This is a genomic window from Vibrio sp. 10N.247.310.24 (genome assembly GCF_041467175.1).
Classification (GTDB): Bacteria; Pseudomonadota; Gammaproteobacteria; order Enterobacterales; family Vibrionaceae; genus Vibrio; species Vibrio tasmaniensis_A.
This window is the reverse complement of the sequence record NZ_JBFSUD010000008.1, coordinates 44,370-57,482: the sequence shown is the minus strand read 5'-3', so window position 1 is coordinate 57,482 and position 13,113 is coordinate 44,370. Positions and strand designations below refer to the sequence as shown.

The 13,113-nt window shown below is 43.5% G+C and carries 8 protein-coding genes; all 8 read right to left on the bottom strand.

Features of this window, described 5'->3' with window-relative positions; translation table 11 throughout:
• Positions 1–2: 2 nt before the first annotated feature.
• Positions 3–3,206, bottom strand: a complete 3,204-nt coding sequence (locus AB6E08_RS04140; RefSeq protein WP_102249231.1) for a response regulator — start codon at positions 3,204–3,206, stop codon at positions 3–5.
• 215 nt (positions 3,207–3,421) lie between these two features.
• A complete protein-coding gene (locus AB6E08_RS04135; RefSeq protein WP_102249232.1) occupies positions 3,422–3,796 on the bottom strand; it encodes a hypothetical protein in 375 nt (124 codons plus the stop codon).
• A gap of 109 nt (positions 3,797–3,905) precedes the next feature.
• On the bottom strand, positions 3,906–6,044 hold the full coding sequence (locus AB6E08_RS04130; protein ID WP_372065893.1) for an ATP-binding cassette domain-containing protein: 2,139 nt from the start codon (positions 6,042–6,044) through the stop codon (positions 3,906–3,908).
• Positions 6,041–7,627, bottom strand: coding sequence for an ABC transporter transmembrane domain-containing protein (locus AB6E08_RS04125; protein ID WP_017102610.1), 1,587 nt, complete (start codon positions 7,625–7,627; stop codon positions 6,041–6,043). The genes AB6E08_RS04130 and AB6E08_RS04125 overlap by 4 nt, the downstream gene beginning before the upstream one ends.
• Positions 7,617–9,041: a TolC family protein gene (locus AB6E08_RS04120; protein WP_017102611.1), complete on the bottom strand. Its 1,425-nt coding sequence runs from the start codon at positions 9,039–9,041 to the stop codon at positions 7,617–7,619. The genes AB6E08_RS04125 and AB6E08_RS04120 overlap by 11 nt, the downstream gene beginning before the upstream one ends.
• On the bottom strand, positions 9,016–11,247 hold the full coding sequence (locus tag AB6E08_RS04115) for a response regulator (RefSeq protein ID WP_017102612.1): 2,232 nt from the start codon (positions 11,245–11,247) through the stop codon (positions 9,016–9,018). Before AB6E08_RS04115 ends, AB6E08_RS04120 begins: the two co-directional genes overlap by 26 nt.
• Before the next feature lie 3 nt (positions 11,248–11,250).
• Positions 11,251–12,600: an HlyD family type I secretion periplasmic adaptor subunit gene (locus AB6E08_RS04110; protein ID WP_009844977.1), complete on the bottom strand. Its 1,350-nt coding sequence runs from the start codon at positions 12,598–12,600 to the stop codon at positions 11,251–11,253.
• Positions 12,601–12,603: 3 nt separating this feature from the next.
• Entirely contained in the window at positions 12,604–12,966 is a 363-nt protein-coding gene (locus AB6E08_RS04105; protein WP_017102613.1) for a hypothetical protein, read from the bottom strand.
• Positions 12,967–13,113: the final 147 nt, after the last annotated feature.

Genomic DNA, 13,113 nt, shown 5'->3' with positions numbered 1-13,113 from the left:
TCCTAACAAGTCGCACTTTCTATTTGATGGAATAGCTTTTCTTTTCTTACGGGCTTCGCTACGTATCCATCCATGCCTGAATCAAAGCACTTTTGAATGTCATCATCGATAACACTGGCGGTTAGCGCGATGATAGGGGTTTTGCTTAAGCCTAGGTTTTTCTCATGCTCCCGAATCTCCTTAGTTGCTGTGAAACCGTCCATAACGGGCATCATGCAATCCATTAGTATAATGTCGAAACTACTGTCGTTTTGGTACATATCAACGGCAATTTGACCATTCTCTGCAATTTCAAAAGCGTAACCAGCCCTTGTTAGCATGACCGAAGCGACTTTTTGGTTAACTCGATTGTCTTCGACGAGTAGTATTCTTTCAGATTTGATCGGAACCGGGTTTTGTTCTCTTTCCTCTGGCACAGTCCGTTTAGCTGCAGCATTAAGAATCGGCGTTACGGTCGCGGGTTTTTTCGTAGATTTAGTTTTGTAGGCAACAGGAAGTGGCATTGCTTCAACGGCGGCAAGTACTTTTTCTTTTAACATTTCAAATTTGAATGGCTTTGGCACATAGTCATCCATGCCCACGTCGAAACACCTTTGAATATCGTCATCAATAACACTGGCGGTCAGGGCAATGATAGGGATACGACGCGTGGCATTGGTCTCTTTTTCAACGCGGCGAATATTACTTGTCGCTTCAAAGCCATCCATAACCGGCATCATGCAGTCCATGAGTATTGCTGCGTAGTGAGGGTTCGATCTGAACATGTCCACGGCTTCCTGGCCATTATTCGCAAACTCGAATTCAAAACCACTTTTACCAACATGAAGCCCGGCAATTTTTTGGTTGACCTTGTTGTCTTCGACGATCAGAATTTTGTGTTGTATCTCTAGAGAAGGTTGGCTCGCCTCTGAAAGCTCAACCCGACCCTGTGTATCACAGAGCTCAACCGCTTTAATCAAACGTAAACCGAGTAGGGGTTGTGATACTTGAGCCGTAACATAATTGCCGATGTCAGCCGGCTCGCTCAAAAATGATCGAATCAAGCAGATAGTGATGCCGTTTTGGTGGAGCTTATCTAAGTCACTGGTATAGTCACTGGCTTGGAATGTGTCATCTTCAGCAAAGACAACTGTGATTGGGTTAGCGTGCTTTTGAATCGTGAGTTGTTGTGTAAGCTCAGCTGTATCTCTCGTTTGTTGGGTTATTTCTAAACCATAGAGGTTAAGGTCCCATTCTATTCGTTTAGAGAGCATGTTCGCGTTACCTAGAACATAAATGTCGGCGGTTGCTGTGCTTGGTTTTGGCAACATTAAATCAATGGGTAATTCTAGATCGAAGTAGAAACAACTGCCTTTACCTTTGACGGAGTCGAGTTGGATCTGACCACCCATAAGTTCAACAAGCTGAGTACTGATCGCAAGGCCAAGACCAGTACCACCGAATTGTCTGGTCGTTGAATCATCTTCTTGAGCGAACGGTTCGAATATCTGTTTCTGTTGCTGTTTATCGATACCAATCCCCGTGTCTCGCACAGAAAACCTTAGGGTGACATTGTTTTCTGCTTTGTTTAGCGTTTGGATTGACAGGGTAACGCCACCTTCTGCTGTGAACTTCACCGCGTTCGACATAAAGTTCATCAAGATCTGTCTTAATCGGTGATCATCGATCATCACGCGTGCAGGTGTGTCTGGGCTGATATCAACGTTCACTGATATTTTTTGCTCTTTAGCTTTTGGCGCGACAATAGATGCGATGTCGTAAATGGATTCTCTAATCGATGCCGAATGCGGGCTGATTAATAGCATGCCAGATTCAATCTTAGAGAAGTCTAAGATGTCGTTGATCAGGCTTAGCAGTAGTTGGGATGAGGTCTCGATCGTATCTACATAATCACGTTGTGTTGGTGTAAGTGGTGTGTCTGACAGGATCTCCGAAATTCCGATAACGCCATTCAGTGGGGTTCGAATTTCATGAGACATATTGGCCAAGAAGCTACTTTTCGCTTTGCTAGCTTGTATCGCGTGGTCTTTGGCTTCTTCGGCGTCTTCTTTAGCTCGCTCTGCGTCTTCTTTAGCTATCGTTAACTTCTCTTTTGCATGTTCTCGTTCGATGGTGAGTCGCTCTACTTGCTGAGCAAATAGGCTGAGTTCGTCTTTGCCTTGAATCAGTTTGGCCAAAGAAGGGCGGGTATCATCGTTTTCACTTTTTAAGAACCTAAGAACTAGCCCAAGATTGTTGGTGACTTGTTTCGCTAAACTGAGGGTTAATCCCATAACAGTTGCTGCAAGCAACGTGACGATGGAAATAAATAGCGTTCTTTCTGTTTGAGCATCTGAGATCGCTTGAGCTACTTCGGCTTGGAACTCTTGTTTGATCACGTCACCTAAATTCTGCAACAGGCTTAGGCGAGCACTCATCGCATTGAGTCCGGTAGTGATCTCTTGTGGAGTCAATGCGCTTATTGTGGATGAACTATGAAGTGCGTGACGTATCTCTTGGCTTTTCATAAAAGCCTCATCTTTAAACACTTCAATCATGAGTGAAACTTGATGTGTATTGGCATTCAAGGATACAAATCTTTCTAAGAACAAAACTTGCCTAGCATTGAGGCTTTCAACCAACTCGGCTAGTTCAGAATCATACTCTTGATGATTTTGGTAAATATCGAAGAGCGAAGCGCTGAGCTTAAATTCTTCATTTGACCAAAACATCAACCACTCTAGTTGATGCAAGGCGGTGAGGTGCTGTTGAATCTCACGCTTGGTGATATCAAAAGGGACTTTCTCAATGGCCAACAACAATTGTTGGTACAAGTCACTTTGCCACTCAATCGCATCCAGCTTATCGAAACTGTCGGTCGTTTTCATAGTCGACAAGGTTGCCTCACTGAAGTCGGCCAGCAGTTGGTTCACTTCTTCGGAACTGTTTAGAAATATGCTGGGTGAAAGTGCTTTGAGCTCGGCATTTACCTTAGCACTTCGATTAACGAACTCTTCAGTGTTTGGGGCCAAAGTACTTCGATACAAGACAGAGATATCTTCAAGGTAAATTGCTAACTGATTGGTTCGCTCAAAATCGTTTAACTGCGTAGTCAGAAAGTAAGCTTGTCTACCGGCTAAGAAAAGGAGCAATGAGATCGGTAGTAGAACTAAGCCAAAGAGTTTATGTTTAACTGAAAGGTTATTCCAGACCGTAAGTGTCGACATATTAAGGATCCATCCAACTGGTTTTATATAAAAACAGTAGAATAAAAATGCCGATATGGAAACTTTGAAACTGTAAATTTAATGGAAGTGTGGGAGGGGTATAAGTTCTTGTGATTCCACAGCTTATTTTGAAATAGCTTGTCTTGCTAGCAATTTATAGCGTTTGGCGGTCGGTTTGATTTTGATGCTTATTGATGAGTATCTTAAAAAGCGAGTTAATTAGGGTGATTTTTATCGAGACTTAGTTCAAATAGAAGTTGCTCTAACCCCGTTTTTGCAGAAGGTTCTAGCGCCCAAACACCGAGTATTCTGTTCAGTGCAGCGCGGTACACTCTGTTTTTGAGTAGGAAAGCGAGCGTACGCGTATCGTTGCTCAGAACATTTGATTGTACGACGGTTAACTCAGCTTTGTTCTCGATATCGATTTTCTGAAGATTGAAAACGGGTAGAAAGGCACACTCATACCAAACTTCTATGATCTCTCGAAGTTCGATTTCCTCTTCAGGCACATCGCAGCCCTGAAGTTGATGGTTTTCAGGAATTGCGGATAAGTAAGCTACATCAAGCTTGTCTGCAACGAATGTGTACATTTGCTTCCTTTGTATCGGTGATTTTAGAGCGAATCATCTCTCTCACTTATGTTTTTGTCAATTACATCTATTTATCTAACGAGTAATTTGTGAATAAGCATCGTCGTGTTTAACTCAAGCTGTTTAAGTATTTGTCTGTTAAGCCAAAATATTTCAAGTTGCCATCAGGTTCTAGAACCAAACTCATATTGGAAGTAGCGATCAAACCGGGATCATTGGTCGAAAAAATGACGGTTTTATTCAGCAACTTATCGCTGAACAGGCGGTTAAAATACTGGGCGTTTTCATTTTCAGCCCCGTTGAACGGTTCATCAATGATTATCAGAGATTGCTCACAGTTACCTAAACCAAGTGCCAAACGCAGCTTTTGTTGAATGCCATTGGGAAGACCTTTGCACTTATCGACACTCAATTGAGTCGCTAAGCCTTCTGGCAGCCATTCGTCTAGCTCGAAGAAGCTCACCATCTCCTGCATTTTCTCTGTCGGAATGAGTCCGTTATGCAGAATGAAGTTGGTTTCTAGTGAGCCTTCAAAAATATGCAGGTTAAAAGGGATGTAGTTAATTGAGGTGCGATAACGGTAGCTATTGAACTGTTTAATGTTGTAACCATCGACAGAAACTGCGCCTTGATAGCGGTCTTCTAGCCCAGCAATGATTGAAATTAAGGTGGTTTTTCCGCAGCCCGTAGGGCCACAAATGACCACTTTTGCACTGGGTGGTATTTTGAACCCCAAGTTGGTTAACCCTGTTGCTGCCCCTGTGTAACGGTGGCTGACACCACTGCCCACAATATTTCCTTGGAACAGCCGAATAGGCGGGCTTTTTTCTAGCGTTAACTTGTCGTCATTCATCGACATCAAGTTGTTGATCTGTGCCGACGAAGCCTTGATGGATTGAAACTTAGAAATTGAGTTATAGATGCCCATTATCGGGCCTAGTGCTTTCCAAACGAGAATAACGGTTGCGAGCATCGCGCCCGCATCAGAAGTGCCTTCCATGACTCCGATTACTGCGGTCACGATACTTGCAGTACCAATCACCTGAATCAAACTACCACCTGCAGCCTGAATTTTACTGTTGGTTACAGCGACATTCTCCGCATCATTGGTGCTTTGCATATGGGAGGCACTAAAACGAGATTGAACCACGCGCAACAAAGGCAAACCCTGAATGGTCTTGATACCACGAAGGATTTCATTCCATTGATAAGAGACCATCGCATTGGCGCGAGAGCTTTTAGATGTGGCTTGTGAGTAGATGTAACGAGAGTAAACACAGAACACCAACATCAATATTAAGCCGCCCATCACCACAAGTGCAGCGGTGCCAGACATCAGAGCAATCGCAATGATGAATACAATCACAAACGGCATATCAAAGTAACTAAGGGTCGATTCTGCGGTCACTAAGCGGCGGAAGGTATCGATATCTTTCAAACGAGCCAACTGAGACGAAACCCCTGCGGTTGAAGTCATTGCGTAGGGCAGCCAAAGCAGTTTCGATATTACGGCTTGGGATATGTGAACCGCGAGATCTTTACCGGAGGTCGCAATGATGTTGACTCGCATCTTTTTGAAGAAGTATTCCGAGAAGCCGACGATCACGGCAAATAGGGTCAACCAATAGAGCGTGGCTTGAGAACTCGAAGTCAGTGCGAAGTTATAGACACTCATGATGAAGAATGGCTGTAACGCACCGAGAATACTGATGACGAAGCTCAGAATGATCAGGCTTTTAAGTTCATTGTTGTAACGATAGAAAGCGTATTTTATCCAATTGCTTCTGTCTTGCGATTCCGGAGGTGGTTCGCGGAACAGACGAGAGTACTCGCTAATAGAAATCAGCAAGCAGGGCTTTTTACACATTGGGTATTCAATGATGTTGTTGTTCGTGTAATCAAACAGCAGCAACTTCCCATCTTTTGTCCCTAAGAAGATGGCACTGAGGTTTTCTATCTCAATAAAGCACGGGTGAGGATATTTATCGATATTCTCGAGTGTCTTTAGTTTGGTCACATCACAGCGGTATCCAAGGCGCTCTATGGTTGCTGTAAAGCTATCGCCGTCTTTGGGTTTTGGAATAAAAGCATCGCTGAGTATAGCGGGCGTGCCTTCCCATTCGAGCGCTATCAAGGTGTAGGCCAAACCACGAATAAGTGGCGATTGACTGTAACGTTCGTCGTATCCACTAGATTCAAAATCCAAAACACGTTGCGGCACATTATTGAAGTCTACTAGGATACTCATTGGTCACCTCCGATAAGTTTTACGCGTTTGAGGCGGTGGTTAAGTTTATCCATCTTATTGCTGGCGATGATTAAGATTTTGTCATTGGCACGATAGGCGGTACTGGTCAGCACGACGCGCGCAAATTCTTCATCAAAGACGCAGTCTATATCGTCGAATATCAACACACGCTTACTGGCGAGCAGGGCACGGACTAATAACAGAGCATAGCCAACTTGGCGTGAGAATGGGTTACGCATGTGACCTTTGAGCTCGGTATAGAAACCTGCAGGCAGCCCATCAATTTGAGCCTTGATGTTCATGGTTTCACATAAGGCGAAAGCCGTATTGTTCAGGCTTGGACGGAAACAGGTTAGGTTATCAATAATGGTCCCTTCCACGAATGAACTTGTTTTATCGACCATCAGCACGCTGTTACGCCAAACGTTGTAGTTTACGTCACTCAGAGGCGTGTCATTAATCATGATGTCCAGTTTGTTATCATTGTTCTGACGTGTAATACAGTTAGCAAGGTGGGTCTTGCCGGAGCCACTTTTCCCGGTAAGCAAATAAGTTTGTCCGAGTTCGAATTCGATACGCTGCTTTTCAGAATATTTAACAGAAATACGTTCTACTTCGGTCGTCTCATGTTGATGTTCAACCGACGCGGCCAGTTCAAGAAGTTCGGCGATACGTTGTATATGGAGCTTGTTTAGTTCCCAGCGGCTCGCGGTACGCATCACTTGTTGGTAGGGCGCGAAGTAACGATTGGTAAGCATGATTATCGCGGCCATAATGCCTTGGCTTGACTCCATATTGATCACGGCTGTTGCCAATACCACAACAACACAAGCAATCGAGAGTTGTTGGATGAGCGCTAAGATTAAGCCAAAATTCGATTCAATCTGTTCGTATTTGATGTTTTCAACTTCACGTTCCTCGACCATTTGTGTCATCAGGCTTTCAACGCGGTATTCCATATTTCGAGCTTTGATATCAAGCGGGCTAGAGATGATCTCGATGATTTTGGAGGTGGTTAACCCTTCGATGTCTGACTTATTCTGCAAACTACCAATCTTTTGTTTGGAAAGGCTCCACGCGAAAATAGCCAAGATGACAGAGGCAATCAGAAGTGTAATACCAGCCCATATGTTGATGAGTCCTATGATAAGGATGGTAATCAAACTGACAGCAAGGTTGATCAGTGCTCGAACCGATTCTCCACCAAAAAAGGTTTTCAGTTCTGGAATGGTCGAAATACGCTCCAAATATTCACCGGGCTCTAAACGGCGGAATTTAGAGATCTCAGCCAAACAGATGGATTGAAATACCTTATTGGTTAAGTTGGTCTCAAACTGCCTCATGATGACAGAGGAAATCTTCTCTTCCTGATTTTTCAGGTGGTAGTCAAGGAAGATGGAAATCAAGATAATCGTAAACAGTAAGAACAGAGTATCTTGTGCTTGGTTGGGTAACACTCGGTCAAAAATGATCAGAATAGAGAAGGGCAGTACCAAGCCAAACAGGGTCGATATTATCGTTGAGAAAGTCAGATAACACTTATCTGCCATATTGATCTTTTGCGAAAATTGCTCAGTTTGCATTACGACCTCCTTTTCTCAATGACTCCGTTGAGAGAAGGTGTTTCGGCACCAAATCTTGATTGTCTCGTCCCTCAATATCGCTCATCAATTGCATGATGCTCTCTATCGATTGAATTGAGAGTATGCCTTTAATTTGCTCAAGCTTGATGGTCTCGATGATGTAGTCGTATCGTGCGCTTTCATAGTCTCTCAAAGCGCTGAACAGTTTACTTTCCGCCGCCAGCAAGTCGGTGATGGTACGCGTGCCTAATTGGTAGGCTCTTTGGATCCCTTTATAAGAGGCATAGTTGGCGCGAATGATGTTCTCGTAACTGCTTATAGATTGCGAAAAATCGTTGATGTTGAGTACAGAGGTGTTCACGCTGTTGCGCGTGGTGTAAAGCGAGTCTTGATAAAGCAGTTCAGTACGTTCAATTGCCGTCGATGATTTTTGATATCCATAGTAATCAGAACCACCAGACAAAATAGGCAAGGCTAGGTTCAAGCCAACGCTAGTTGAGTTGCTTTCGCCTGTCGCTGTGATGTCGGTTTTATCGTAGTTATTGGCGTCATCGTGACGATAGCTGGCTGAGAGTGACACGGTAGGTAAGAAGTTTGTACCGCTCTCTTTTAAGCTTCTACGGCTTCTCTCGACGTTTTTCTTGGCTACTAGTAAGTCGTTGTTGAGCTTTAACGCTTGATCCATGATTGAGTGTTGTTCGCTTTCGTTTATCTCTTTTAATGGCACACTTTCGTATATATCCTGTGATGGAGTGATAGGGTACTGAATCTGAATGGATAGCCCGTTGAGAATGACACGGCGATCTTTCTGCAAGGTTCTTAATCGATTCGACACACCTTCTTTCTGAGCGATAACTTCGTACAGCTCGCTGGCGGCTGTGTTCCCCAACTCTACGTTGCGTCGCATCTGATGTTCACGAGTCTCAGACGACTTAAGCTCTACCTTGGTCGCTTTTATTTGCGCATTGTTTTTCAAATACTCGAAGTATTGAGAGCCGATTTCAGAGATAGTGCTCTGGATTTTGTTCTCGTGTTTAATTTCTTCAATATTGAAGTCGAGTTTTGCCGTTCCATATTTAAAAATATCACCAAGATTGAATATCGATTGGGTAAGGGAAAGGCTGTAGCTGTTTGAGTTATAGCTGGAGGTTTCATCGGGCACGCTCGATAACAAGGTTTCATTCTCATTCCATGTAGTATCAGCTGCACCATTGAGTGAAGGAAGAAACTTAGAGCGGCTGATCCCAATGTTGTATTCGTTCTCTTCCACACCTTTATCACTGGCGCGAAGGGATAGGCTGTTTTGCAGGCCGAGTTCTACCGCCTCAAGCAGGGTCGTCGCCGATACTGAAGGTGTTGTGCTGAATGCAAGCGCAGCCATAATGCTGCTAGTTAAGTTTCTGTACCGCCACATACTTGTTGATCACCTTGATGATTTGGTCGCTTTTGTAAGGTTTGCTGATCACGTAATCCATTCCGGCTTCAATACAAGCCTGGTGTTCGTTACTGCTGGTCAATGCGGTTGCCCCTATGATGGTACAAGGGTTTTTCTCGTTCTCTTGTTCAAACTGGCGAATGCGTTTGGTCGCTTCAATGCCGCCCATACCTGGCATGATGCAGTCCATGAAAATGATGTCAGAACGTTTATTCATGAAGTGCTCTACTGCGTCGGCACCATCGCCAACCGTGTCTGGTTCATACTCTTGTTTGGTTAAAATTCGTTTAAGTAAGATCTGTTGAACTCGGTCATCCTCTACGATAAGGAATGAACTGTTTTCCATCTGCTCTTCTGATGCTTCTGCTTCCATAATGGTGAGTAAGTTCGGAATAAACTCATAAGGAATCGCAGGGGAGTTGATGATCTTATCGACGAAGCTGTGACACTCTTGTGCATGCTGAGTATTGGTTACTGACAGCAACAGCTTGGTATTTGGATGATTCTTAAGTTGAGATTTCACCGTTTTGCTCAGTGATGGCAGCTTGTTAGGTTCAAAGGTATCGGTCAGCATGATGGCATCGTACTCACCAAAGGTCTTCGCCGCTGAAAACAACTCATTTGCAGTGCGGATTTCAGTGATATCAAGCCCCAAGTTACTGAGCATTTTCTTCATTACATCTATACGAACTTGTGTATTGGCGCAAAGCAGTAAACGCTTGCCGTCGAAGCGAGTTTTCTCTGTATGGAAATTCTTCGCCTTGAGATCAAGCTCGATCTGAAAACGTTCCTGTGTACCCGATTGGAACCAGTGACTTTCGTAATACCCGTAATCTTTTAATACGCTTTTCGCTAAGTCGTCTGTGTTAGCAGTATGGTGTTTATGATCGCTCCAATGGAGCTTATTGAGCTTGGCGACAGAGACATCCAGTGTTGAAAGGAAATTCAGATTGATGGTGACACGTGTATTTTCCATATCCGAAGCTGCGCCAGACTCTATTGTCACGAACAACTTCTTGTTTGATTTAAGTTGGATGGCGTTAGAAAGCTGCAGGAACAAGATCCAGAACAAGCTGGTGGATTGGCCTTCCACACGGTTCGGCAAATTATCAGAGATAAAGCAGTCGAGTTGACCTTCGTTCCTCTGAACTTTGGCGCTGATATGAATCATCAATTCAGACAACACGCTCAGTAAAGAGAATTCCTTCGACTTACTTTCCGTACCCTGTGAAATCAAACGGTTATAGTTTTCTGCTAACTCAGATAACGTACTACATGCTGAGGTAATATCCTTCGCCATCAATACGCCGTTTTCATCGGTTTCTTGAACCAGATATTGGACACCACCGTTGATGGTGTTGGTGATTCCGCGAATCTCATAGCCGATTAGCGCATACAGCTGTTTGTAGAGATCGTTATTGCGCTTTTGGTCTTCCAATTTACTGAAAATCAGTTTGAGGTGAGAGTAGATCTGGCGTTGTTTCGGATTGATGCTCACTTCATTCAGAAGCTCTTCGAGTCTTTGTAAGTCGAGTTGTTTCAGCTCTTGATAGAGAGCATCGAACTCATAGTCGATTTCTCGTTCATTAGAGCTGGATTTCTTCAGCTTCAACATAGCAACTGAGTTCGATAGGACCGTGATTACTGCCAGTATCACGACCACCATAAACAACCAGATAAAGAACTCATTTTTCTCTGACATCAAGTCGCTCGCATGGTTGTTGAACATGGTGCGGTAGTTGTCGTCCATCTGTAGGTAGTTGTTGGTCAGTGACAGGTATAAGTCGAGTACGTCGTTGCGTGTTTTAGTGCTGTCGGAAAAGCGATTGATAGCTAATTCAAGTTGGGTGTATTCAGTCGCGCCAACCAAGCTGAACTCAGTTTTGTTCAAAGAGGCTAGCGATCTAAATTCATCTATTTCACGCTTCAAGTTAACTAGATTGAATTCGTTAGTACCACAAGTGTCGGTACTTAAGCACTGCTGTAGAGTTTGAATATCTTGTTCGATGGTCTGATTAAGCTTCTGAGCTTGTATGAGCAGTGGGGCACTTTGCACTTGAGCAACCGAATCTACTTTTGACCAAGAAAAGTATAAATAGAAAGCGAGCGCCGCTAGTACTACGCTGAACAATATGCTCAGACGTAGAGCTGGTACGGAAATGTTATAAGAAGGTTTTCCGCTCATTGATTACCTCTCATCGAATGCATCTTCGATGGCTGACATCACAGGTTTTGCAGCGTATTCGATCACGCGACGCGAGCCTGTTTTTACGTCGGCGGTAAATTCCATATAAGGTGATAATTTGTATTGAGTGCCTCCTCGTTCAAGAAAGTTTCGATCAATCTCAATCTCTGCCAAATAGAATTCGGCATCTTCTTCTTCGTATGATGAACGGCTAATTGAGGCGATGGTTCCCTCAACAAATCCATATTTTGCGAAGTTATAAGTATCCATTTTTACTTTTACCGCCTGGCCAATTTCAACAAACCCCATGTCTTTACGCGGAATTTTCGCTTCACCGTGTAGGGAGTTATTGATTGGAGCAATATCAGCGATACTCTCGCCGGGTGGTATTACCGCAGAACGGAAGTTGAAGTGTAATTTGTCGACCACACCATCCACTGGTGAGTAGACTATGAGTCGGTCTACCTTATCGGAGTGCTGTGGTTGTAAGATCCGTTTTAGTTTGAGGTCTTTATTGGCCTGGATGATTTGTGCTTGGTACTCAGAGTTTCGGTTCTCAACCAAGTCTCGATGTTGTTTCTCGAGTTTGTCGAGCTGGAAACGTTCATTCATGACGGACTCATCAAGGTTTTCAATCTCACGAACCATATTGGATTCTTGTACTTTCATATTTAGAACGTCGACATATGACGCCATCTCTTCTTTATAAAGCGTGTTTTTGATGTTGAGTTGTTTGCGAATGAGTGAGAGTTGGTTCTCTGAGCTTTTGCGACGCTTTAGCATTGATCCAATTAGAGAGTTTTTGTGTTTAATATCGTGAGTGATCAGCTCTTCGTTAGAGCGGTTCTTCGAGAACTCTTGCTGCCACGTATTCATGTTGACTTGAACTTGTTCTGGGTACTTTTCGATGTAAGAAGCAAAGTTTGGTTCGACCATGTCACGCAAGCTTTCATAACGGATTTTATCGAGTTCCAGCTGAATGATTTCGGTGTTCACTGTATCGAGTTGGGTGTTACGGTCGAGTGAGCGGATTCGAGCAATAGGTTGGCCTTCATACACAACTTCCCCTTTTCTCACTAACAGCTCTTCTAAAATACCGCCTTCTAGATGTTGAACTTTCTCAACATCAGACTCTAGTAACAGCTCGCCACGCACAGAAACGACAATGTCGATGCGTGCTTGTGACGCTACGGCGATAGCCACCAAAGCAAGTAGAAAAATGATGAGTAACGTCTTGTGAACGCTAGTCATCGCACTTGCAAGCACGATGGTGTCATCTGCTGTGACCTTGGAAGCCTCGTTGTTAGAAACAAGCGCTTTTCTTAGGTGATGCTCTATTTGGTTATTGCTCATGACCTACCTCGATGACTCGTCATCTACAACTTCCTTAATATCCAACAAGTGATGGATTTGTCTATTGACGTTTTGTAGTTCAGTTTTTACATCCTCTAAAAGCGCTTCCGGCGCAGGGAATTCGTGTTTACTCAAATGTTCCAACTTGGCCATTTTGGGCGGCAGGTCTTGGTCGCATAACAAAGTTAAGATGGTTTTCAATTTTTTAGAGTAGTTGTTGAGTTCATCAAAACGATTACCTTTATGAAGCATCTCTATGTTCATCGGTGCGTCCGAAAAGTCCTTATAAAAGTCGCCTAGCAGCAATTGCAGCCCTTTGTGGTTGTTGTCGATTGAACGCAATAAATTCGTCATGTCTATCATCATTCCACTGCCTTAATTGCCTTAATTGCTTTAATCACAATAACTAAGGATCTTTAAAGGTAGTTTTCAAATTTTTTTTACTTCTTTATGCATAAAAAGAAAATATGAAAAAAGTTGTATAAAAACTTGGTTTTTCAAAATGGTGTCCTT